Here is a 23,237-nt window from a genome sequence, read left to right on the forward strand (position 1 = left end):
CACCGGGCGGCGCACGGCCCGGAGCCCGGCATCTCAGAACGCGCCGATGCTGAAGTGGATCTGCCCCCAGGGCTCGTTGAGCACCTCGTCCGGGTCCAGGTTGATGCCCACGTCGAAGGCGAGCGGGCCCACGGGCGTCACGTAGCGGAAGCCGGCGCCCACCGTGTAGCGCAGCGCGGAGAACTGGTAGGCCGTCCAGTCCAGCCAGAGGTTGCCCGCCTCCAGGAAGAGGCCCAGGTCGAACGAGGAGCGCACGGGGATGCGCAGCTCCGTCTTGGCCAGGGTGAACAGCTCACCGCCCTCGCTCACGGGCGGCTGCCCCGCGAGCAGGGTCAACAACTCCGCGCTACAGCCCGCCGGCTGGATGAGCGAGCGGCAATCGGCCACCTGGCGCCGCAACTGCGCGCGCCGGTCCTCACCGAGGATGCCGTCCTCGCGAAAGCCGCGCAGGTTGCTGGAGCCGCCCAGGAAGAAGCGCTTGGAGCCGATGACCCGGGCGTCCTGCTCCAGCGGCACGATGGTGCCCGCGCGAACCGACACCGCCAGCACCGTGCCCGAGGGCAGGGGCGCGTACACGCTCGCGTTCCCCGAGAGCTTCACGTTGTTCAGGGGCAGCGCTTCCAGAGGGGTGCCGCTGCTCGTGGTTTGGTACGATTGCAGATCCTTCATCAACTCGGCGCTGGTGGACACCAACAAGCCCTTGTGGGGATTGGCCGGGTTGTCGCGCAGATCCACCGTCGTGGACGCGCGCAGGGAATGAAGGATGAAGAAGCCGTAGGGGAAGCGCAGCCGCTCCTGGTCCGCCCGGTCCAGCGTGGCGAGCGGGCGGGTGCCGGCCTGCAGCACGTTGCCCTCCAGCTCGTACTGGAGCGCGGCGTTCAACCAGCGCGTCACCGACCAGTCCAGACCCGTCACCGCGGCGACCCGGGAGGACAGATAGGAGGGCCGCTGCACGCGCTCGGTGATGAGATCCAACCGCGCGCCGACCTCCAGGGGCTGCAGGCCGTAGAGCCGCGGCAGCACCGCCGACAACACGGCACGCCCGCCGAAGTCATTCACCCACGGCGACGACTCCGGACACTCCTCCGGAACCGTCGCGCACGTCAGCCGGATCGCGCTCGCCTTCTCCACGCCCTGGGTGCTCCACCCCACGTAGTTGAGCTTCAACCGGGCGGACAGGTTGAGGCCGCGGCCATCCACGTTCGTGCGGGCCACGTCCAGCACCAGGCGCGGACCTTCCGACAGGAAGTAACCCCCGGCGATCTCTCCCTCCCAGCGCGGGCGCTCGCGCACCTCCACCACGATGTCCTTGCTCGCCTCCGGCACCTCCGGCTTGTCCAGCCGCACCGTCACCTGCCGGAAGATGTTGAGCAGCGCGAGCCGGCGCTGGCTCTCGACGAGCTTGTCCGGCACCACCACCTCGTCTTCCTTGAGACGCACCGTGGCGCGCACCACGTCCTCCTCGGTCCGCGCCAGGCCGCGCACGAGGATGCGGCCCACCGTCACCCGGGGCCCGGGCTCCATCCGGAAGAGCAGCGACACGCCCGCCTCCCCCGGCGTGGGCTCGGCCTCCACGCGGGCGAAGAGATAGCCCTGACGGCCCAGCTCGGTGACGAGCTCGCGCCGGCCGGACTCCACCGTGTCGGGGTTGAGCGCATCCCCGGGCGCCACGTGCACGAAGCGCTGGCCCTCGAAGCCCGGGGGACCGCCCTCCAGACGCACCGCCCCCACGCGCAGGGGCGTGCCCTCATGCACCTCGAACCAGGCCTCGGCCGTGCCTCTCGTCAGGCGCTCGCGCAGGCGGGTGAAGCGCACGTGAGCCTCCAGGAAGCCGCGCTCCCGGTACGCCTCCGTCATCGCCTCCGCGGCGTCCCGGTAGGCCTCCTCGACGAAGACGATGGCGGGATCCAACAACCACTCGGCCGGTCCCCGGCGCGAGTCCTCTGGCCCCATCTCCGCCACGCCCCGCAGGCGCGGCGGCGAGCCCGGCTGGGGCGTGCCGGCCCGCAGACGCTCGGTGAGCATCTCGCGCAGCGCCTCGTTGGACAGGACCGTGTTGCCCTGGAAGTGCACCCGGCTCACGCGCAGCACGGGCCCCTCCTCGATGTCGAAGGCGAGCACCGCCGCCTCTCCCTGGGGGTGCACCAGCTCGCGCGGCTCCACGTGCACGGAGTGGAAACCCCGGTAGAGGTAGAAGCTCTCGAGCCGCCGCGCCAGCCGCGCCACGGTCGCCCCGTCCAGGGGCTCCGCGCCCTCGTAGGCGAGCACCCGCCGGAGCAGCGCGTCCGCGAAGTGATGGTTGCCGTGGAAGTGGAGGCTGAAGCGCGGCCCGGCGGACAGGGGCACCACCACGGTGGCCGCGCCCGCCGCCTCGTCGAGGATGGGCTGGCCCACGCTGGCACGCCAGTGCCCGCGTTCGCGCAGCAGGGCGCGCAGCCGCTCGAGACCCGCGTCCAGTCCTCCCTTGTCCAGCACTCCGCCCACGCGCAGGCCCAGCGTGGCGAGCAGCTCGGACAGGGGCAGCCCCGGACTGCCCGTCACCGACACGGCCGCCACCTGCGTGGGCCGGCCCTCGAAGATGGTGAAGACGAGCGCCACGCCGCCGGACTCCTGCTCGCGCGTGAGCTCGATGCGGGCCTCGTTGTAGCCCTGGCGCCCGTAGGCCCGGGCCATGGCCTGGCGAGCCGCGTCCAGGCGCTCCTCGTCGAGCCGCTGTCCCACGATGATGCCCTGCGCCTCGAGCACGTCCAGGAGCGCCTCGTCCTGGAGGACGACATTGCCCTCCACCGCGAGGCGCAGCAGGGGTTGAACGGGTGTGAGCTCGAACACCACGCGCACGCCCCCGGGCACGTCCACCGAGCGCACGACGATGTCGGAGAAGCGCTCGCTCGCCCACAGCCGCTCCATGGAGCGCCGCACGGCGCGGGCGGACAGGGCCTGGCCCTTGCGGACCGCCACCAGCGACGCGAGCCCCTGGGTGTCCGCGTCACCTGGCAGGTGCAGCTCCACGCTCACGACCGTGGGGGTCTCCGGCTGCGCCACCGCCAGCGGGGACAGCAACCACAGGACGAACGCCAGCGCTACTCGGACTCCCAGCCCAGCTTGAGCTCGAGTCCAAGGTTTCCAAGGGTGCCGAGGGCGTTCTCGCTGTGCTCGTTGTCCCACTGAAGCTGCGCGGAGAGTCGGTTGTCGAAGCGGTACTCGGCACGCGCTCGGGTGCCGCGCCCGCTCACGGGCTGTGAGAGCCCAATCTTAAGCTGCTCCGTGAGGAACTTCGACTCCAACCGTGCCGTGGGCTCGGCCTGTTGGGTGACATCGTTGTAGCTGGTGGAGATCTGCAGGGACAGTTCCTTGAGGACCGGGTTGCTGGGAAGGAAGCGCTTCACCTGCCGGTCCAGGCCGGACATGTTGAAGAAGGCCTCGGCGGCGAGCCCCACGCCCGCCGAGGTGGCCGTCTCCCGGTCCGTGCTCATGAAGCCCAGAGTGAGCAGCGACAGCACGTCGCCCTCGGGCAGGGCCGGCTCGGAGGTGAGCAGCACCTGGGGCGCGGCGGGACGGCCGAAGGCGTGCAACTTCACCTGGTATTCGCGCACCTGGGACTGGGCGCGCAGGTCGAACACCGGATCAATGCCATAGCGGTCCTGGAATTCAATCTGTCCGCGGGTGATGGCGAACTGGTTGGTGCGGAAGAAGGCCCGGCTGTTCGCGTCGGTCTCCACCGTGCCGAGCACGCCCGGACGCACGTTGGTGCCGGTGAGGCGCAACGAGCCCGTCAGTCGAGCCTGGGCCAGGTTGTTGTCCACGTACACGTCGTTCAGGTTCAACCCGACGTCCAGGGTCAGGTACTCGCGAGGACGCTCGGCGGTGGGGGAAGGCAGCACGATGCGCCGGGACAGCCGCTTGAGGATGTCCTCCAGCTCCAGGCCGCGGCGGTAGCGCAGGCCGCGGATGTCCAGCACCCCGCCCAGCTTCAGCGCGTCCGGCGTGCCGGTGAGCGACAACTGCCCGGTGGTGGTGAAGGGCAGGTCCTCGTGGAAGCGCACGGGCACGTCGGAGAGCAGCACGTCCAACGACACGTCCTTGGGCTGGAAGTCCCGCAGGCGCACGTCCCCCTGGGCCTGGACGCGGCCCTCATTGAGCGTGCCCTCCAGGGACTCGAGGAGGATGCGCTGCTCGGTGAACTGCACCCGGCCGGACACCGACCGGGCCGCCATCGGCTGGTCACGCAGGGACAGCCGGGCGTCGGAGATGAGGGCCGTGCCCGCCAGGGACGGACGGTCCGGCCTGCCGCTGGCCACGGCGCTGAGCTCCACGCGCCCCGAGGTGCGCGTGAACATCGGCGCGAGCGACTCCAGCAGGCGCAGGTCCACGGCGCCCTGGAGGAAGAACTCCATCTGCTCGGGAGTGGCCCAGCCGCTGGCGGACAATGTGGTGTCCTGGCCGCGCAAGGTGAAGGAGGGCACCTGCAACCGCCCGTTCGCGTAGTCGAGCACGATGGGGCCCTCGTTCTCGGTCGAGACGTCCTCGCGCGACAGGGCGAGCCGCTCCACCTGGGCCTTGAGCTGGAGCGCATCCGTGTCGCGCAGCGCGCCCTGGGCCTGCACCACCGCCTTGATCGAGCCGGACACGCCCCGGGTGAAGGCGTTGGCGGGCAGCAGGGGACGGATCTCCGGCAGCTCCAGCGTCACCAGGGACTCGAAGGGATAGGGCTCCTTGAGGCGCAGGGACAGCACGCCGCTCGTGTCGCGCGAGGGGCGGCCCACCACCTGCAACTCGCGGCCCTCGAGCCGGGCCTCCAGGTCCATGTTGCCGAGGTCGCGCTCGGCGAACGTCACCCGGGGGCCCCACACCCGCGCCATCGTCACCGGCACGTCCGTGTTGCCCGACACCGTGCCCTCCAGCGCCAGCGTCCCCTCCACGCCCAGGCGCCGGGCCGACTCCGGGCCGACGAGCTCCGCCAGGGACAGGCGCTCCCCGCCGAAGCGGTAGTCCAGCCGGCCCTTGTCCGGCCCGGAGAGGAAGAAGGAGCCCTCCACCCAGGTGAGGCCCAGCGGCCCCTCCAGCGCCGTGCGCTCGAGCACCATGGCCCCGCTCCGATCGAAGCGCAGCCGCGTCGAGCCATCCCCCATGCGGCGCCCGTAGTAGGTGGTGTTGCGGAAATCCAGGGCGACCAGTCCCTCGAACTGCTCCAGCGGGCTGTCGATCTCCACGCGGCCCGAGGCCTCGCCCACCAGCGGCCCCTGCATGAGGGAGACGTTGGGGTGCATGGGGGCGATGAAGTCGATGAGATCCTCGGTGCGGCCGCGCGGCACCTCCACCTCGGTGCGCAGGTGCAGGGAGCGGCCGAAGGTGAGCGCCGCGTTGCCGAAGTACTGGGTGCGCCCCTTCTGGCCGGAGAACAGGGGCAGGCCCAGCACCTTGTCCTGGTACGTCACCTTGCCCTGCACCACACCCAGGTCGAAGTTCCAGAACTCGAAGTCGCGCAGGGACAGGTCCGCGCCAATGCGCACCTTCGTGTAGGGGCCCTCGACCGTGGTGCTCACCGAGCCGTGTCCCGCCCACGCGAGCTGGGCGATGTGGCCGAAGTCCGAGAGGTCCACGTCCCCCCGCACATCCACCAGCAGGCCGCGCTGGGTATCGAAGAAGAGCGTGGCACCACCGCCGAGACGCGAGCGGCCCGAGTCGATCTGCATGTCGGAGAAGGTGACGCGGTCGGACAGCAGCGCCACCCGCGTGCGCGCGTGGCCCCGCTCGTAGGTGAGGAAGGTGCGTCCGCGATCCGCCGGCGCATCGAAGGCGCGCGAGGCGAGCACGAAGCGGCCGTGGGCCAGGTCCAGGTCACCCGAGAGCTGGAGCTTGGGCAGGAGCGTGCCGGACAGGCGGGCCTTGGCCGTCGTGACGGGGAAGTCCACCCAGGAGCCCGGAACGCCGGCCTTCTCCAGGATGCGGCCGAACGACGCGTCGTGGACCTCCAGCGCGAGCGAGACCGGCAGGCCCGAGCGCAGCGCGAGCGAGCCGGTGACGCGCGCGTCCCCCGCGCCGATGGGCAGCCGCAGCTCCTCGAGCGTCACCGTCTCGCCGGAGTAGATGAGCCGCGCGGTGAACGTGCCCGGCGAGTACTTCCCATACGCGAGCCCGCTGCCCGACAGCTCCGCGGACACGGTGGGCGCGGCCGGAGGACCATTCACCGTCAGGCGCGTCCAGAGGTGTCCCTCGGCGGGCCTGGGCAACACCCCCGAGCGGGACAGCGTGCGCAGCGGCAGGAACACCTGGGCATCGAGCGCGAGGTTCGGCTCGCACAGCCGCTCCACCCGCCCGGAGATGTTCACCGTCGCCTCGTCGAGCGCCACCTCGCCCCGGTCCACCTCCAGCAACTGCTCGTCCACGTCCAGGGCGCCCGAGACCGCCAGACGGCCCAGGGCCAGCTCCTGTCCGGGCCCCAGCCGCACGAGGCCCTGCCGGGCCTCCATCTCGAATTCCTCCTCGCCCCAGCGCTCGCGCAGGTTCACGTCCAGCTCGGACAGCTCCACCTGCCGGCCGCCGGGCAGCAGCAACCGCACCTGCGCGCCGGTGAGGCTCAACCGCGCCAGACTCAACCGGCGCAGGGGCACGAGCGGGCACACGCCGGGTTCGCTCCGGGGCGCCCGCGGGCGCGTCAGGTCCAACGCGAGCCGGGGCCGGCTCACGCGCACGAGATCGATGGCGAGCTGGCCGGAGAAGAGGTTGGGCAGGCCGAGCTGCACCTCGGCCTGGTCCGCGGCGAACAGGGGCGAGTCGCTCTTGCCGGGCTCGGAGACGGACACGCCGCGCAGCACGAGCCGCTGGCCGAGCGGATCCACCTCGCACTCACCGATGCCTACGTCCAGACCGAGCAGCGCGGGCAACTGGCGCCGAGCCTGGGCGCAGACGGTGTCCCAGGCCGTGCGCGTGCGCAGCAGCAACACCGTCCCCACGACGAGCGCGAGGACGATGAGCCACGCGGGGATGCGCCGCGCGCCCTGCTGCCTGTTCCTTGGGGCCAAAACCGCTACAGTTTACCCAGTCCCTCGAGGTAGCGATCGATCTCCGCGAGGTCCACCTTCGGGTTGCTGACTGGCCGACTGGCGGGAGTGGGAAGTGAGGGGGTAGTGGAAGCGGAGCCGCCCTGCAGGCCCAGGTTGTCCGCGACGCGCTGGATGAGCGGCTGACCGATCGTCTGCTCCCGGACCAGGAAGGCCTCGAAGAGGGCGTTGTCGCAGATGCTGTTGATGACGCGCGGGGTGCCGCCCGAGCGCTGGTGCACGGTGGCCAGCGCCTCGGCGGTGAACGGCATGCGCGGACAGCCGGCCAGGCGCAGGCGGTGCTTGATGTAGGCCTCGGTGGACTCGGCGGTGAAGGGCTCGAGCTTGTAGCGCAGCGCCACGCGCTGGGCGAGCGGCGGATCCAGCTTGAGGTTCCTCTCGATCTCCGGCAGGCCGAAGAAGACGAAGGAGATGAGCTTGCGCTCGGGGACCTCCAGGTTGAGCAGCCCCCGGAACTCCTCCATGAGCTCGCGCGTCTCGAGCATCTGGGCCTCGTCGATGAGGACGACGGCCTTCTTGCCGGACTCGTAGATTTGGAGCAGCCGCTGGTAGAGCTGCGACAGCAGGGCGAGCTTCTCCTGGGCGGGGTTCTCCACGCCCAGCTGCAGGGCGATGCGGCGCAGCAACCAGTTGGCGGTGATGCCCGAGTGGATGATGACGAGCAGCGCGGCCTCGTACTCGGACTCGGGGAGCGAATCGAGCATGCGGCGCGCCAGCGTCGTCTTGCCCGCTCCGATGTCACCCACCAGGATGGACAGGCCCTTCATGTAGCTCACGGCATGCATGAGCCGCGTGAGCGCCTGGGAGTGCTGGGCCGAGTTGTAATAGAAGCGGCTCACCGGAGCGTTGGAGAAGGCCTCCTGGGTGAGTTCGAAGTAGTCGAGGTAGGTGGTCATGATCTCGGCGAACCTCGGACTGCGCTAGACGTAGCCGACCTTACGCGGTTTGGCGGCCGTGGGGGGAGGCGCCACGGCAGGCCGGGACCCCGTCCCCGCGGCGCCGCCGGGCCGGGAGGTGGCGGTGGGCAGCGGATCCGCCACCGGAGACGTGGTGGCGGACAGCCGCTCCACGTGGGCGGCGACGTCGCGGAACTTCTCGTCGAGCCCGGCGACCCGCTGGAAGTGGTAGAGCGCCTTGCCGGACTCACCCACGGCATCGTAGGCCATGGCCAGCTCGAAGCCGAGCGCCTTGGGGACTTCCCCGACGGCATGTTCGGAGGCAAGCGCCTGCTTGAAGGTTCCCACCGCCGCGCGGGCATCGCCCTTCTGCAGTTGCAACATGCCCGTCATGGTGAGGCAGTCCAGCTCGCGCTTCTTGCCCAGGCAGCCCTCGCGCGCCACGGCGAACTCGTGGAGCGCGTCGTCGATGAGGCCCATCTCCCGGTAGGCGATGCCCAGATCGTAGTGCGTGTCCACGTCCTCGGGCTTGACCACCTTGGCGAGGCCCTTCTTGAACTCGGCGAACACCTCCTCCACCGAGTACTGGAAGTCCTCCTCCACGGGAGGCGCGGCCTGCTCGACACCCAGGTCGCCGAACTCGCCGGCCAGCTCCGACGCCAGCACGAAGGCATCGCGCTCCGCCGGGGACTCGCCCAGGGCGGGCACCACGGGCACGGCCAACTCGGTGGCGGCCTCCTCGGCCTCCGCGGCCTCCGGAGACTCACCCGACTCGAGCGCCTCGAGCCGGGCCATCAGCTCGCTCGCGCGCGCATGGCCCGGGAAGGCGATCATCACCGTCTCGAGGATTTCCCGCGCCTCCTCGTAGATGCCCTGGTCGAGGAAGAAGCTGGCCTCGTCGCACTCCTCGCCACCGGGCTCTTCCTCGGGCGCCTCGACCACGGGCGCGGGCTTCGCGGCGGGCGGAGGAGACTTGGCGGCCACGGCCGACGCGGGCTTCGCGGCGGGAGCGGCGGGCTTCGCGGCGGGAGCAGCGGGCTTCGCGGCGGGAGCAGCGGGCTTCGCGGCGGGAGCAGCGGGCTTCGCGGCGGGAGCAGCGGGCTTCGCGGCGGGAGGAGCCTTGGCGGCGGGCGCGGGCACCTGGACGGGGGCCCGGGGTGCCACGACGACGGGAGCGGGCTCCGGCTCCGGCTCCTCGAGCTCGTAGGCGCCGAGCGCGGGCGAGTCCGCCGGCGTGCCCTCGTCGTCCATGTCGGGAGCGGCGAACGGATCCGGCTCGGAGTCGGGCGGCTCCAGTTCCAACGAGTACTCGCGCGCCGGCTCGTCCTCGTCGGTCTCCTCTCCCTGCAGCGGCTCGCCCTCGAGCGGCGCATCCAGGGGCTCATCCAGGGCGTCCGAGCCGACATAGGCGACCGTGGTCGCCTCGGGCTCTTCTTCCGCGCCGAGCAGGGGCTCGTCGTCCGCCGGCTCATCCGCGAGCACCACGCCCTCCTCCTCATCGGAGTCCGAGGGGAGGCTGAACTCGCCGGAGACGATCTGCGCGTCCTCGTCGTGCTCGTCGCTCGCGGAGACGAGGGCCATCTCGTCATCCATGGGCTGCGCGAGGGCATCCGCGGGAGCGTCGGCCACGACGATCTCATCGTCGTTGGAGTCGACGAGGATGGCGTCCTCGGCCACGGACTCCACAGAGGCATTCGCGCTGGGCGCCGAGTCATCCGTCTGCAGCACGGACAGGAAGGCGGGCACCTCGGGGTGGCCGGGGTTCTGCTGGAGGATGGTGGCCAGGTAGGGCTGGGCGCGCTGCACCTCGGCGCGGCGCGTACACAGGCGCAGCACGTTGAGCAGCTGCTCGCCGGCCTGGGCCACGTTCCCCGAGGCGACGTAGATCTGGTACGCCTTTTCGTGCGCGTCGAGGTTCTCGGGGTCCACCGAGAAGATCTTCCGCAGGTGATCGAGCGCTTTGTCGTGCAGGCCGTACTTGACGTAGACCTCGGTCTCCGTGAGCAGCTTGGAGAACTGATCCTTGCCCGAGGAGGCCGCGGCGGCCGAAGGGACCGGGGCGGCCGTGGCGGCGGGAGCCGCTGGCGCCGGAGTGCTCGGGGGAGGCGAGGCCGGAGCGGGAGGCGCCGCGGGAGTGGCCGCCACCGCTTCCATCGAGCGCGAGGGCCGGGAGGGAGGCGCGGCGGCCGGGGACACGGCGGCCATCGAGCGCGAGGGCCGGAAGGGAGGCTCGGCGGAGGACGCCGCGGGAGCCTCGGCCTGGTAGGCCAGGAGGTCCGCGTCGGTCGGATCCAGCTCCGCGATGCGATCCCAGATGTCGCGGGCGTCCTGGGCCCGGGAGCGCTCCTGATAGACCTTGGCCAGCTCCTTGTAGACGGAGATGGTCTTGGCGGTCTGGCCGAGCCCATGGAAGGCCTGGGCCAGCATGCTCAGCGTCTCGACGTCGCGCCCGTCGGCCTTGAAGCACACCTGGAGCCGGGCGAGCGCGCGCTTCTGGTCTCCGCGCGCGAGGTACTGCTGGGCCAGATCCCTGGCCAGCGCGACGTTGTCCGGCTCCAGCGTGGCCAGGCGCTCGGCCACGCGGAACCAGTCATCCATCCGGTTGTTGCGCTTGAGGTACTCGGCGGCCTTCTTGAACTCCTGGGCGGCCTCGCGCGCCATGTTCTCGCGCGCGTACAGCTCGGCGAGCTTGATCTTCGACGCCACGTTCTCGGGGTCGAGATCCACCATCTTCTTGAGCGTATCCAGGGAGTTCTTGACGTCGCCGGCCTTGTCGTAGTGGTTGGCGACGATCTGGAAATACGCCATGGCCTCGGACATCAGGCCGAGCTGCTGATGGAGTTCCGCGAGCTTGAGGTTGACGTCCAGCAGGTTGGGGTTGAGCTTGAGGACCTGCTTGTAGAGCGCGACGGCCTTGAGGAAGAAGCCATCGGCCGAGTACCCCTCGGCGACCTTGGTGAAGTAGAAGGCCGCCTGGACGTTGTCGTTCTTCTTCTGGAACAGCTCCCCCATCTTCTGCAGGACGCGGCCGTCCTTGGGGTCTGCATCCAGGACCTTCTGGTACTCCTTGATGGCCTTGTCGTAGGCGCCCTTCGCGACGAGCTTGGCGGCGGCTTCGATGATCTTGTTCTTGTCCATCGAGCGTGGGCTTCCTGCCGAGCGAACCCCCTGGAAGATCTGGGGTTTCTGCTTCCTTCAAGGAGACTGCGAGGGAGGTGGGAGGCTAGCGGAATCATCCCTCGGGGGTCAAGGAATCCACCGGGTTGGCCCCTCTGCCGGATCAGGAGCCTGGGTGACGAGCAGCCAGGCAGCCGTCAGGGGGTTTTCTCAGGGAGTCTCCTCGATGGCCTTGCGCAGGCGCTTGGTGCCCGTCTCGGAGGCGAGCAGCCGCTCCACGAAGCGGGTGTCGTAGTTGCCCTCGATGAAGGACTCCTCGGCCAGGGCCGCCCGGTGGAAGGGGATGTTGGTGCGGATGCCCTGCACCACGTACTCGCCCAGGGCGCGCTGCATGCGGCGGATGGCGGTGGGCCGGTCCTCGGCGTAGACGATGAGCTTGGCCAGCAGGCTGTCGTAGTACGGCAGCACGGTGTAGTTCTCGTACGCGCTGGAGTCCACGCGCACGCCATAGCCACCGGGCGCGCTGTAGGCGGTGATCTTCCCGGGCCAGGGCGCGAAGGTGACAGGGTCCTCCGCGTTGACGCGGCACTCGATGGCGTGGCCGCGCATCTGGATGTCCTCCTGCTTGCGCTGCAGCGGCTGGCCCGAGGACAGCTTGATCTGCTCGCGCACCAGGTCGATCCCCGTGACGAGCTCCGTCACCGGGTGCTCCACCTGGATGCGGGTGTTCATCTCCATGAAGTAGAACCGCCCGTTCTCGTCGAGCAGGTACTCGATGGTGCCCACGTTGTTGTAGCCGAGCTTCTCCATGGCGCGCACGGAGACCTCGCCCATCTGCTGGCGCAGCTCGGGGGTGAGCGCCGCCGAGGGGCTCTCCTCGATGAGCTTCTGGTGGCGCCGCTGCACCGAGCACTCGCGCTCGCCCAGGTGGATGACGCGCCCATGCTCGTCGGCGACGATCTGGATCTCGATGTGGCGCGGCCGCTCGACGTAGCGCTCGATGTAGAGATCGCCATTGCCGAAGGAGGCCACGGCCTCGGCGGCCGCCGTGGCGAACGCCTGCGCCAGCGCGCCCGGCTCGCGCACGATCTTCATGCCCTTGCCGCCACCGCCCGCCGCCGCCTTGAGGATGACCGGAAAGCCGATCTCCCGCGCGAAGGCCTCCGCCTCGCGCGCGTCCTTGAGCGCGGTGGGGCTGCCGGGCAGCAGGGGCAGGTTCGCCTCACGCGCCGCCTGGCGGGCACGCACCTTGTTGCCCATGAGCCGGATCATCTCCGGCCGTGGCCCGATGAAGTGGATCTTGCAGTCCTGGCACACCTTGGCGAACTCGGCGTTCTCCGACAGGAAGCCGTAGCCCGGGTGGATGGCGTCCGCGCGGGTGATCTCCGCCGCGGACAGCAACTGGGGGATGTTGAGATAGCTCTCCTTGGACGCGGGCGGGCCGATACACACCGACTCGTCCGCGAAGCGCACATGGAGGGCGTTGGCGTCCGCCGTGGAGTGCACCGCCACGGTGGCGATGCCCAGCTCCCGGCAGGCACGAATGACACGCAGGGCGATCTCCCCGCGGTTGGCGATCAGCACCTTCTTGAACACGATGTCGTGCCTCCGCGGGGCGCGAGGAGCGCCCGCGTATGTCAGACCGGCTCGATGCGGAACAGCGTCTGGCCGAACTCGACCGGTTGCCCATTCTCCACGAGGATTTCCGCCACGCGACCCGCCACGTCGGCCTCAATCTCGTTCATCAACTTCATGGCCTCGATGATGCAAAGCACCTGGCCCTTCTTCACCACCGAGCCCACCTCCACGAAGCTGGGCTGATCCGGCGCCGGCGTCCGGTAGAACGTCCCCACGAAGGGGCTGGTGACGGCATGGCCGGACTTCTCTGCGGCGGGCGCGGGCGCGGCGGCGGGAGCCGGCGCGGGCGCGGCGGGCGCGACGGCCGGGGGCGCGGCGGCCACCAGGGGAGCGGGGCTCACCGAGGGGGTGATGGGCGCCGCGTGCACGATGGTCGGCGAGGGCACATGGCCCCGGCGGATGAGCAGGCGCTCATCGCCCCGCTGCCAGTCGAGCCGCGTCACCTCCGAGGCTTCGAGGATCTCGACGATCTGTCGCAGGGACTCCACGTCCAGGGAGGTGCTGTTGCCCTCCACGCGGATGCCCTCGGTCCGCGCGCCGGACGCGGACTCGGTTCGGACTGCCTTGCGCTTGCTTGCCACGGTTGCGTCCCCTCCCTGGGCCCCGATGAACCGACTAACCCGCGGTGGCCACGCGCGTGAGGTACTTGCCTCCCTCGCGCGTGTCGATCTTGAGAACGTCGCCCTCGTTGATGAAGAGCGGCACGTTGACGACGAAGCCCGTCTCCAGCGTGGCCGGCTTCAGGGCGCCGGACACAGTGTCGCCACGCACGCCCGGATCGCACTTGGTGACCTTCAAGTCCACCGAGTTCGGCAGCGTCACGGCGATGGCCTTGCCGTTCCAGAAGAGCACGTCGGCGTCGATGTTCTCCTTCAGGAAGTTCTTCGACTCTCCGAGCACCTTCTCGCTGAGGAAGGTCTGCTCGAAGTTGCGCTTGTCCATGAAGTAGTAGTCGCCGTCCTGCACGTACAGGAACTGCATGGCCTTCTCTTCGATGTCCGGCACGCCCACCTTGTCACCGGACTTCATCGTGGGCTCCAGCACGCGCCCGGACAGCAGGCTGCGGATCTTGGTGCGCACGAAGGCCGAGCCCTTGCCGGGCTTGACGTGCTGGAAGTACTCGATCACGAACGGCTCACCGTCGATCTCGATCTTCAGGCCATTGCGGAATTCGGATGTATCGATGACACCGGCCATGGACAGCTCCTTCGGACGACTCGCGAAAAGTCCGGGGTGTCTAGCCGATGGTGACGCGGCTTGCAAAGTGAAAGGCGCGGCGCACCGCGCCGTCCGCCCGGCAGCCTACAACTCGGCGCGGATCTTGGGCGCCGTGAGCCGCAGCACGTAGCGGCCCTTGCCGTAGTTGCCGTCCGCCCGGAGGGCGAGCACCAGGAAGTACTCGGGCGACACCAGGCGCATGAGCGTCAGCACCCTCTCGCTGTTGATGCTGACCTCCTGCACCTCGCCCGTCTTGAGCGACTCGGCGGCCTGCCGGAGTTGACCGAGCAGGTTGGCGTACTCGATCCACGCCCCGTTGAGCTCCAGCTCGAGCGCCTCCTCGTTCTGGTGGGTGTCCACGGCGATGCCGTCGAACCCCATCACGCTGCAGGCCAGCGACCCATCTACCTGATTGACCACGGACTCGAGGTGCGTGCGGAAGGACATGGCGGCTGGCTTCTAGGCGGCCCGGGGTTGGCGGGTCAAGGAGTGGTGGGAGGGGGAGAAGAGACAGGCACACAAGCGGTCGCCGCGTCCTGTCCCTTTCTGCAGACGCCCGCAGCGACAGTACATCGGGAGTTGAACACCGCCACGGGGAAGGAGAACTCGTTGCTCTCCACGTTGCTGGTGGAGCCCAGATGGCCCCGGGCCTTAATGTAGGTGATGACGCTCACCCCAGGGAACTCCGAGGGGACATTCCCCGACTCTTTCAACTTCGCGAAAGCCTGGGGGCCAAAGGCGTTCACCGACACGTAGCTGTCGCCGGTGGCGCCCGCCGGCACGACGGCGTACGTGGCAGCGGTCTCTTCCTCGGGAAGGCCGAGCTCCGCGGACGACTCGTAGCGGTAGACGAACTCGGTCAGGGTGACGCTCGACCCCCCCACAGTCGTCGGTGAGTCTCCGACAATGACGGTGCGGGAGGTGGGAATGGCGCTCCGCACCCTCATGGCCAGCAGGTAGTTTTCTCCGCCAGCCAGGTCGAGGGAGCCCTGGCTGATGAACTTGGAGGTATCCACCTCACACGCTCCCCCAGGAACGCCCGACAGCGCCAGGGCATTGGAAAACAGCACGGGCGCATCCTCTTGCGCGGAGACGCAACCCGACTGCGCCACCGCCAGCGCCGCAACCATCATCAATCGCTTCATGGACATCGGCTCCATTCGACGGCTCGAGAAAATACCCCGGCTAGAGGGTCTGCGCGATCGTCTGCCGGTTGAGAATGCGCGGCGTGATGAAGATGAGCAGTTCCTGCCGGTTGTCGCTCTCCGCGTGCCGCTTGAACAGCAGGCCGAGCACGGGAATCTTCGACAGGAAGGGCACCGAGGACGTGGTCGTGCTGCCGCGGCGCACGTAGATGCCACCGATGACGGTGGTGTCACCGTCCTTCACCAGCACCTGGGTATTGGCCTCCTTGCGCTGGATGGCGGGCTGGCCGTTGGAACCGGTGTTGGCCGGGTCCGGCTGGTTGTTCTGCGCGTTGATGGTCATCAGGATGCTGCCATCCTGGGTGATGTGGGGCGTGACCTCGAGCGACAGACGCGCCTCGACGAAGGTGGTGTTGGCGCCCGCCGAGGACACCTGGCTGAAGGGCAGCGACACGCCCTGGCTGATGCGGGCGGTGTTGTTGTCCAGGGTCGTCACCTTCGGCGAGGAGATGGTCTTCAGGGTGCCCTCGAGTTCCGCCGCCGACAGGCGCAGGTTGAGGGCGAGCGCACCGCCCGCCGACCCGAAGACGAAGCTCATGGCACCACCCGTTCCCACGTCCGCGGCCGCCGGCAGGTTGACGGCGAAGTTGGGCACGGGGGGAAGGCCCGGTGCCGTACCCGTCACACCACCCGTCGCCACCGCCGTGTTGGGGAAGATCAGACCGGTGGCATTGCCCAGGGCCTGCGTGGCGATGGCCTGACCACCCCACTGCACACCCAGTTCCCGGCTGAACGTGGTGTTGGCTTCCACGATACGGCTCTCGATGAGCACCTGGGGCGTCTGGGTGTCCAGATTGCGCACGAGCGCGCGCGCCTTCTCGATGTTGGCGCGGACATCCTTCGTGATGAGCACGTTGGTGCGCGTGTCCACCGTGACCGTGCCCCGCTCGCTCAGCACGTCCTTGACCCGGGAGGCCATGTCCGCAGCGATGGCGTAGTTGACCGGGATGAGGTTCACCACCAGGTCCTCCTGGGCGATGAGCGACTTCTTGCGCTCCTGGCGCAGCTTGCTCTCCTCCTCCAGCGTCTTGAGCGGAGCCACGCGCAGGATGTTGCCGAGGTCCTCCTTGCCCAGCGACTTGGTGCGCAGGACGATGTCGAGCGCCTGATCCCAGGGCACGTTGCGCAGGCGCAGGCTCAGCTTGCCCGTCACGTCATCGGAGACCACGATGTTCTTCTTGGCGAGCTCCGCGATGATGCGCAGCAGGTTCTGGATGTCGATGTCCTTGAACTCGAAGGACACCTTCTTGCCGCGGTAGCGGGCCTGCTGCGGCGCGCCCTCGGCGGCGTAGGTGGGCGCCTCGGCGGTGAAGCCCGCGGTGCGCTGGGTGACGGTCACCTGCTCCGTCTTCACGCCCTTGACGCTCAGCCGCCACGACAGACCGCCCGACACCTGGCTCACGTTCTCCTCGATGGCGCCATCGGCGGCCACCACCAGGCGCACCCGGTTGCCCTCACCCGGCACCGAGAAGGCGCTGATCATCTTCACCGGCGTGTCCAGCTCGCTGGTGTCCAGGCTGCGCTCCAGCCGCCGCGGCAGCCGGGCATTGTCCAGCGTGAGCACCGCGCTGCGCGGATCCGGCCGCTCCACCTTCCACGCCACCGCGCCCGACAGCTTCAGGTTCACCCGGCCGCCGGACTCGTTCTCGTCGAAGGACAGCTCCTTCACGTCGACGGTGGGCAGGCGCGCGTCCACGGGGGTGGCGCGCAGCGGCTCGCTCTCGGCCACCACCTTCTCCGGCGTGCTGGCCGGAGCGTTGGACTGACGGGCCAGCTTTCCACCGAACACCACGGACAGACCGCGGCCCGCCCGCTCCACGTGATACGCGGGCATGGTGTTGCGCACGTCCAGCACCAGGCGCACCTTGTCCGAGTGGGCACCCACCCGCAGGTCCTTCACCGCCCCGGAGTTCACACGCGGAGCGCGCGCGGCCAGGCCCACGCCATACACGTCCACCGCGAGCCGGGGGGGATCCGCCAGCTCCAGCACCTCGTAGCGGGCGACCTCGCCGTCCGCGCGGATGTTCAGCGTGTCGCGGGCGAAGGAAAGCCCGGTGATGCGGCGGGCCGGATGCGCCACCTCGCGCTCGTCCGCCTCGGCCGCCACCACGTTCTCCGGCAGCGCGGCGGCCTTGTCCTGGGAAGCGGCCCGGGTCTCCACGGGCGCGGCGCTGGCCACGGGGGCCGGCTCGGGCTTCGCCACGGGCGCGGGCGTCTTCACCTCGGGAGCGGCGGCCACGGGCGCGGGCGTCTTCACCTCGGGAGCGGCGGCCACGGGCGCGGGCGCCTGGGTGCCTTCCACGGAGATGACGACCCGGTTGCCATCGGCGCGCACGTCATATTGAGCCGCCTGCTGCAGGGCCACCAGGAGCCGGCCCACGCTGGCGCGCTCATCGGAGAACTGGGAGGCCACCACGCCCACCACCGGACCCTGCCCGTTGTGGTGCCCCTTGATGCCCGTGGCGTCCGCCGACGACAGATCCACCACCAGGCGCTCGGGCCCACTGAGCCGGAAGACCGTGAACGTGGGCGCCCGTGTGCCCGTGACCACCACCTGGGCGCCCGCTCCCGTCTGCACGACCTTCAGGTCCCGCAACGTATTGAGTTCGGCGGCCTGGGAGTCCAGGCCCAGGGTGGCGGCCAACAGGGCCACCACCACGCTCACCAACTTGCCCCTCGTCACAACGCTCTCCTCGAGCATGCTTCCCCTCAACAAGTTGCACTGTGCCATTGGGCGCCAGGAGACTGCTCGGCTCCAAGACACCGGGAGGCTACGGCTCCCAGTTCTTGCCCGTCATCAGGTTGTAGGCAGGATCCCTCTTGTCATCCTGCTTCAGCCCCAGTTTCACTGGGTTGTAGACCACACGCTCCGGCGTGGTGATGGTCTCGGTGACGACCACCTCATCCCGGAGGATCTGCGTCACCTTCCCGCCCGAGCGGCCCACCCGGCTGTTGCGGCGCACGATGTGGCCGCGACCCATCGGGTCCTCCACCATGGCCATCGGGTTGGCGTCACCCGACACCACGGCCACCAGCTTGAGCTGGTCGATGTCCCACTGACAGAGCGCCTCGGTGCAGGCCGTCAACGGCTGCGCGCCCACGGGCGTGTCCGCGGCCTTGATGTCCTCGACGGGGCTGCGGAACGGATCGCGCTTGCCCACCGGGTTGTAGTTGTAGACATACAACGGAGCGGCCACCGCGGGCTCCGCGGGTTTCTCCGGGGCAGGCTCTTCCTGCGCCGCCGGCCTGGCCGCCACCGGCGGGGGCGGCGGCTCTTCCTCGCCGCAACCCACCAGGGAGAGGGCCAGCGCCCCCGAAATGAACATGGAGTGGAACGTCTTCATCCTCTGGACCCCTTGTCGCCCCAATTCCAGGACCGATCAAGTTTCTGCGACGACATTGGTTTTCGGTGGGCCTCGCCTATTTGACGAAGCGGAAGGTCGTGGCCATGAACGAACTGCTGAGCACCACCTTTTCGTTCTTCACCCGGGCGCCCTCGAGCCTGATGTTGTTGACGTTCACGATGCGCCGCATGTTCGACACCTCCTGCAGGAACATGGCGATCTCGTGGTAGTTGCCACTCACCACCATGCGCACCGGGATGCGCGAGAAGAACTCGTCGCCCACCACCGCCTCGGGACCCGGCTCCACGCGGGAGATCTCCAACCCCGACTTCTTGCCGATGTCGTTGAGCTGCGCGAGCAGCTCCTCGACGTCCTTGTTCTGGGGCAGCTCGGTGAGCGCCTCGGCGAGCTTCTGCTCCAGCACGTCCATCTCGCGCCGGCGCTCGTTGAGGTTCTGGGCGATCTCACTCTTCTCCGCCAGATCCAGATCCAGCTTGCGCTGCTGCGCGCGCAACGCGACCGACTCGGTCTCCAGCGGCTCGATGACGAGGAAGTAGTTGGCGGCGGTCATGAGGACCACCAGTGCGGCCAGGCCACCGAACTTCACCGCGGGCTGCGCCTTCACGATTCTGTCGAGATACTTGTCCATCGCGATGCGTCCCTTCAGATGGCGTAGTTGGAGGAGAGGGAGATGTCGAAATCCACCGTGGGCACCTCACCCGGCTTGACGGCCTGGGCCTGCTGCTGGGTGCTCTTGAGGTCCACGTTGGTGAAGAAGGGCTTGATGTCCCCCACCGGGAACTCCTCGATGGCGATCTCGGCCGACAAGAGCTCGACACGCGAGGTCTTCGCATCGCGGCGCTGCTCCACCAGGCGGCCAATGCCCTTGGGCGTCCACACCATGCCGTTGAGGTTGCGCATCAGCTCGGCCACGTCGTCATGGCTGACGGCGGAGCCGACCAGGCTCACCGCGCCCCGATCCTCGATGAAGCTCTTGATCCAGGCCTTCTTCGGGATGGAATTGGCCAGCGCGTCCAGCATCCGCACGGGACCGGAGCGGCCGCGGCGCAGCTCGTCCAGCACCGCGAGCTTCTTCTCCACCTCGGCCTTGCGGGCGTTGATGTGCTGCACCTCGCCGATCGTCTTCTCCAGGTCGGCGATGCGCTTGCGGGTCTGCGCGATGCCTTCCTTCTGCTTGACCACGACGCCGTCACGGTCGGAGTACCAGAAGAAGTTGCCCGCGCCCGCGCCCAGCAGGACGAGCGCGAAGAGGGCCAGGATCTGCCGGCCCGCCTCCTGCTTGACTTTCTTGCGGACGGGCAAAAGGTTGATGCGGATCATCATGTGAGTCGGTCCTTCGGAAAGGGAGGGAGATCAGGCCAGCTTGTCGCCAGGACGCCGGAGAGCCAGACCCACGGCCACCGCGGCCATCGGCGCCACCTCCATGATGAAGGCGGGGTCGAACTTGCGGTTGTCCACGTCGATCTTCCGGAAGGGATTGAGGATCTCCACGGGCACGCCCACGCGCGTCTCGATCGTCTTGAACAGGGCCGGAATCTTGGCGGTCCCGCCCGACAGGTAGACCTTGGTGAAGTTGGCGTCCACGGCGGTGCCCGCGTAGAAGTCCAGCGAGCGCTGGATCTCACCGGCCACCTGCTCCGCCACGCTCAAGAGCACGCGCTCGACTTCCTGGGGGACGACCGCGTCCGCGTCGCTGCGGGTGCCGCCGATCTTCAGCGTCTCCGCCTCCTCGTAGGAGACGTTGAGCTGCTTCTGGATCTCCTCGGTGAACTGGTTGCCTCCGATGGTCACGTCGCGGGTGAACACCGTGATGCCGTTGGAGATGATGTTGATGTTCACCACCGAGGCGCCCGCGTTGATGAGCACCACGGTCTCCTTGTCGGGGATGTCGTAGTTGGCGGCGAACATGTTCTGGACGGCGAAGGCGTCCACGTCCACCACCACCGGCATGAGCCCGGACTCGGACACCACCGTGGTGTAGTCGTTGATCATGTCCTTCTTGGCCGCCACGAGCAGCACGTCCATCTGGCCGGTGGCGTCATTGCCCCCCGCGTCGAGGATCTGCGTGTCGATGTTCACGTCCTTGACGTCGAAGGGGATGTACTGCTCGGCCTCCCACTGGATGCTCTCCTCGAGCTCTTCCTGGCTCATGCGGGGCATCTGGATCTTCTTGATGATGACCGAGTGGCCCGACACGCCGATGGCGACGTCCTTGCTCTTGATCTTCAGCTCGGTGAGCAGCTCCTGCAGCGCCTGGACGATGGCGGTGGAGTTCATCAGGGCGCCATCCACGATGGCCTCGGGAGGCAGCGGCTTCATTCCGAAGCTCTGCAGCGCGTAGCTCACCTGGCCACGCTTGCGCTGCTCCTTGAGGAGAATCATCTTCACCGAGGTCGATCCGATGTCCAGACCGAGAGCCAGCTTACCCTTCGCCATACAGTCGTCGCTCCGTGGAGGGGCCGCCAGGGTAGCACCGGCTGGCAAGCCCTCCTAAAAAGTGCTTCGTGACAGCCCGCCCAGCAGGCGGCCACCCTGTCCCCCGAAGTCCCACGGCGGTGCACCCACGCCGCTCTGCGAGGGCCGATTTTCCGGCCTGGGGCGCGTTTCGTCAAATCCCACCGGCCGCCGCCTCCTCCCTCTTGGGGCGGGCTGTCGACCACATGGGAGCTCGGAGTGCGCGGCAATACCGCGCTCCTTGCTTTTATACAGCGGGGCGCGACGGCTCCCTCACTCAGCGCATGCCCGTCACCAACACGTTCATCGGCACCGGAAGGATCGCGCTGAGCCAGGGACCCAGCAGCATCACCTCGAGCGCCGCGATCGACAGCCAGGGGCCAAAGGGAAGGTTGGTGGGGCCCGGCACCCAGTCGTCCTCCTCCTCGTCTTCCCCCCTTTCTCCCTCTTCGCCCTTCTCTCCCTCTTCACGCGTTTCGCCCTCGGCCCTCCCCTCCTCCACCGGAGCGGGTGGAGCCGTGACCCCCTCGGGGCGGGCCTCCCCCTCGGGCGGCGGCGCGGGCGCCGCGTCGGAGGCCTCCGGGGACGGCGAGTCGGTGCCAGGGGAAGGCTGCTCGGAGGGAGTGGGCGGCGACTCGGGCGAGGGAGCGGGTCCCGCCCGGCCATGGAGGAGCAACATCACCGAGCCCACCACGGCCCCTTGAAGCGACGAGAGGAAGATGATGCCGAGCAGCGGCTTCCAGGTGAGGAAGGCGCCGATGAGCGCGAGCAGATCCTTGTCCCCCGCCCCCAGCGCCTCCTTCTTGAAGATCTTCTCGCCCAGCCACTCCATCGCCCAGAAGGCGAAGAAGCCCACCAACGCGCCGAGGATGGAGTCGCGCAGCCGCACCAGCCCCAGGGGAGCCGACAGCACCACGCCCGCGGCGATGCCCGGCCAGGTCAGCTCGTGCGGGAGGATCCAATGCTCCAGATCGATGAAGGACAGCGGCACCAGCACCAACACCAGCACCAGCGCGGAGACGAGCTCCGGGGTCCACCCGAAGCGGCGCTGGCAGGCGAAGAAGAGCGCCCCGGTGAGCAGCTCGATCAAAGGATAGCGCCAGGAGATGGGCTGGCCGCACGAGCGGCAGCGCCCCCTCAGCACGAGCCAGGAGATCACCGGCACGTTGTCGAACCACGCCAGGGTGTGGCCGCACTTGGGGCAGCGCGAGCGGGGCCGCACGATGCTCTCACCCGTGGGAACGCGGGCGATCACGACATTCAAGAAACTACCGAAGACCAGGCCCAGGATGACCACCCACGCCACGGCCATGCCTTCCACCCACTGAGCAGTCACTGTGTCCGCGTCCCTTCTTGTCGCGCCAACACCCCGAGCCACCCAGCATAGAATCCAGGCGACACGGGGGGGCAGACGATTCCTGTCACCCCAGTGACAAAAATGGGCACCCGTTTTCCGGCTTCCACCTTCCGCTGTCCGCTCATGAGCCTGGAAAGCGGCCGCGGCCCGCGTGTTTTGACGCTGGCACTGATCATGCTATCCATTCGCTACGGCTTCGGCCGTCAATCCCCCCTGCCGTTCCGAGAAAGAAACCCCATGAACCGTCTCTTCGTTCGCAAGAACCGCGGCTTCACGCTCATCGAGCTCATGATCGTGGTGGCCATCATCGGCATCCTCGCCGCCATCGCCATCCCGAACTTCATCAAGTTCCAGGCCCGCTCCAAGCAGGGCGAGGCCAAGGCCAACCTGAAGGCCTGGTTCACCTCGCAGCGCGCCTACCTGCAGGAGAAGGACAAGTACTCGGAGAACGTGCAGACGGTGGGCTTCTCGCCCGAGCGTGGCAACCGCTACGCCTACTACTTCGCGACGTCCAAGACCTGCATCGTCCGTGATCAGAAGGGCGTGGTCGACACCAAGGGCGCCAACTGCATCACCGTGGACAGCGCGAAGTTCTCGGGCTCGTCCACGCCCAAGGAAGCCGTCCCGACCGGCCTGAATTACACGGGCGCGGGCTCGGACCCGGGCATGCCTGGCCTCAACAACTGCACCACCGGCATCGGCTGCAACATCTCCGGTCTGGCCGCCGGTAACGTCGACAACGACTCCGTGGGCATCGACACCTGGTGGATCTCGACCAAGGACACCACCTCCATCAGCGCCGCCTGCGGCAACGACGAGACGGTGGCCGTCGCCGGTGCGCCCTTCCTCGCCAACAACGACGTCGACTGCGACTGATGCTCGTGCGAGCACGGAACTGACCCAGGTCGGTCAGTGCTGAGCAGAGC

General features: G+C 68.7%; 16 protein-coding genes. 1 reads left to right on the forward strand and 15 read right to left on the reverse strand.

The window, feature by feature from the left end:
- Positions 1 to 33: 33 nt before the first annotated feature.
- From F0U63_RS39295 to F0U63_RS39365, 15 genes are all read right to left on the reverse strand, one after another.
- Complete coding sequence (locus F0U63_RS39295; protein ID WP_395838430.1) at positions 34 to 3,060, reverse strand: POTRA domain-containing protein; 3,027 nt, start codon at positions 3,058 to 3,060, stop codon at positions 34 to 36.
- Positions 3,061 to 3,080: 20 nt separating this feature from the next.
- Entirely contained in the window at positions 3,081 to 7,022 is a 3,942-nt protein-coding gene (locus F0U63_RS39300) for a translocation/assembly module TamB domain-containing protein (RefSeq protein ID WP_395838432.1), read from the reverse strand.
- 5 nt (positions 7,023 to 7,027) lie between these two features.
- Positions 7,028 to 7,957 (reverse strand): ExeA family protein, encoded by a 930-nt coding sequence (locus F0U63_RS39305; RefSeq protein ID WP_395838434.1) that lies wholly within the window; start codon positions 7,955 to 7,957, stop codon positions 7,028 to 7,030.
- A gap of 24 nt (positions 7,958 to 7,981) precedes the next feature.
- Positions 7,982 to 11,095 (reverse strand): tetratricopeptide repeat protein, encoded by a 3,114-nt coding sequence (locus F0U63_RS39310; protein ID WP_395838436.1) that lies wholly within the window; start codon positions 11,093 to 11,095, stop codon positions 7,982 to 7,984.
- A gap of 189 nt (positions 11,096 to 11,284) precedes the next feature.
- Complete coding sequence (gene accC, locus F0U63_RS39315) at positions 11,285 to 12,670, reverse strand: acetyl-CoA carboxylase biotin carboxylase subunit (RefSeq protein ID WP_395838438.1); 1,386 nt, start codon at positions 12,668 to 12,670, stop codon at positions 11,285 to 11,287.
- Between the two features lie 41 nt (positions 12,671 to 12,711).
- Positions 12,712 to 13,293 (reverse strand): acetyl-CoA carboxylase biotin carboxyl carrier protein, encoded by a 582-nt coding sequence (accB, locus tag F0U63_RS39320; RefSeq protein WP_395838440.1) that lies wholly within the window; start codon positions 13,291 to 13,293, stop codon positions 12,712 to 12,714.
- 34 nt (positions 13,294 to 13,327) lie between these two features.
- Positions 13,328 to 13,909, reverse strand: a complete 582-nt coding sequence (gene efp, locus F0U63_RS39325; protein ID WP_395838442.1) for an elongation factor P — start codon at positions 13,907 to 13,909, stop codon at positions 13,328 to 13,330.
- A 105-nt stretch (positions 13,910 to 14,014) separates the two neighbouring features.
- A complete protein-coding gene (locus F0U63_RS39330; protein ID WP_395838444.1) occupies positions 14,015 to 14,377 on the reverse strand; it encodes a roadblock/LC7 domain-containing protein in 363 nt (120 codons plus the stop codon).
- 35 nt (positions 14,378 to 14,412) lie between these two features.
- Positions 14,413 to 14,946, reverse strand: a complete 534-nt coding sequence (locus F0U63_RS39335; RefSeq protein ID WP_395838446.1) for a hypothetical protein — start codon at positions 14,944 to 14,946, stop codon at positions 14,413 to 14,415.
- A 169-nt stretch (positions 14,947 to 15,115) separates the two neighbouring features.
- Positions 15,116 to 17,836: a type IV pilus secretin PilQ gene (gene pilQ, locus F0U63_RS39340; protein WP_395838448.1), complete on the reverse strand. Its 2,721-nt coding sequence runs from the start codon at positions 17,834 to 17,836 to the stop codon at positions 15,116 to 15,118.
- A gap of 70 nt (positions 17,837 to 17,906) precedes the next feature.
- Positions 17,907 to 18,479 (reverse strand): pilus assembly protein PilP, encoded by a 573-nt coding sequence (locus F0U63_RS39345; RefSeq protein WP_395838450.1) that lies wholly within the window; start codon positions 18,477 to 18,479, stop codon positions 17,907 to 17,909.
- Positions 18,480 to 18,555: 76 nt separating this feature from the next.
- Complete coding sequence (locus F0U63_RS39350; RefSeq protein WP_395838452.1) at positions 18,556 to 19,128, reverse strand: type 4a pilus biogenesis protein PilO; 573 nt, start codon at positions 19,126 to 19,128, stop codon at positions 18,556 to 18,558.
- Between the two features lie 14 nt (positions 19,129 to 19,142).
- Positions 19,143 to 19,823, reverse strand: a complete 681-nt coding sequence (locus F0U63_RS39355) for a PilN domain-containing protein (protein WP_395838453.1) — start codon at positions 19,821 to 19,823, stop codon at positions 19,143 to 19,145.
- A 30-nt stretch (positions 19,824 to 19,853) separates the two neighbouring features.
- The gene (gene pilM / locus F0U63_RS39360; RefSeq protein WP_395838455.1) at positions 19,854 to 20,936 is read right to left on the reverse strand and encodes a type IV pilus assembly protein PilM; all 1,083 of its coding nucleotides are present in this window, start codon (positions 20,934 to 20,936) and stop codon (positions 19,854 to 19,856) included.
- A gap of 295 nt (positions 20,937 to 21,231) precedes the next feature.
- Complete coding sequence (locus F0U63_RS39365; RefSeq protein WP_395838457.1) at positions 21,232 to 22,266, reverse strand: prepilin peptidase; 1,035 nt, start codon at positions 22,264 to 22,266, stop codon at positions 21,232 to 21,234.
- A 282-nt stretch (positions 22,267 to 22,548) separates the two neighbouring features.
- On the opposite strand from F0U63_RS39365, the gene F0U63_RS39370 reads away from it, so the two are divergent.
- The gene (locus F0U63_RS39370) at positions 22,549 to 23,187 is read left to right on the forward strand and encodes a prepilin-type N-terminal cleavage/methylation domain-containing protein (protein WP_395838459.1); all 639 of its coding nucleotides are present in this window, start codon (positions 22,549 to 22,551) and stop codon (positions 23,185 to 23,187) included.
- Positions 23,188 to 23,237: the final 50 nt, after the last annotated feature.

It is taken from the genome of Cystobacter fuscus (genome assembly GCF_044360685.1).
GTDB classification, from domain to species: domain Bacteria; phylum Myxococcota; class Myxococcia; order Myxococcales; family Myxococcaceae; genus Cystobacter; species Cystobacter fuscus_C.

What these genes read in the sequence shown, in the direction of transcription:
- F0U63_RS39305 (WP_395838434.1), bottom strand. Translation starts at nt 7,957, where the DNA reads ATGACCACCTACCTCGACTACTTCGAACTCACCCAGGAGGCCTTCTCC.
- F0U63_RS39310 (WP_395838436.1), bottom strand. Translation starts at nt 11,095, where the DNA reads ATGGACAAGAACAAGATCATCGAAGCCGCCGCCAAGCTCGTCGCGAAG.
- efp (WP_395838442.1), bottom strand. Translation starts at nt 13,909, where the DNA reads ATGGCCGGTGTCATCGATACATCCGAATTCCGCAATGGCCTGAAGATC.
- F0U63_RS39330 (WP_395838444.1), bottom strand. Translation starts at nt 14,377, where the DNA reads ATGTCCTTCCGCACGCACCTCGAGTCCGTGGTCAATCAGGTAGATGGG.
- pilQ (WP_395838448.1), bottom strand. Translation starts at nt 17,836, where the DNA reads ATGCTCGAGGAGAGCGTTGTGACGAGGGGCAAGTTGGTGAGCGTGGTG.
- F0U63_RS39345 (WP_395838450.1), bottom strand. Translation starts at nt 18,479, where the DNA reads ATGAAGACGTTCCACTCCATGTTCATTTCGGGGGCGCTGGCCCTCTCC.
- F0U63_RS39350 (WP_395838452.1), bottom strand. Translation starts at nt 19,128, where the DNA reads ATGGACAAGTATCTCGACAGAATCGTGAAGGCGCAGCCCGCGGTGAAG.
- F0U63_RS39355 (WP_395838453.1), bottom strand. Translation starts at nt 19,823, where the DNA reads ATGATGATCCGCATCAACCTTTTGCCCGTCCGCAAGAAAGTCAAGCAG.
- pilM (WP_395838455.1), bottom strand. Translation starts at nt 20,936, where the DNA reads ATGGCGAAGGGTAAGCTGGCTCTCGGTCTGGACATCGGATCGACCTCG.
- F0U63_RS39365 (WP_395838457.1), bottom strand. Translation starts at nt 22,266, where the DNA reads ATGGCCGTGGCGTGGGTGGTCATCCTGGGCCTGGTCTTCGGTAGTTTC.
- F0U63_RS39370 (WP_395838459.1), top strand. Translation starts at nt 22,549, where the DNA reads ATGAACCGTCTCTTCGTTCGCAAGAACCGCGGCTTCACGCTCATCGAG.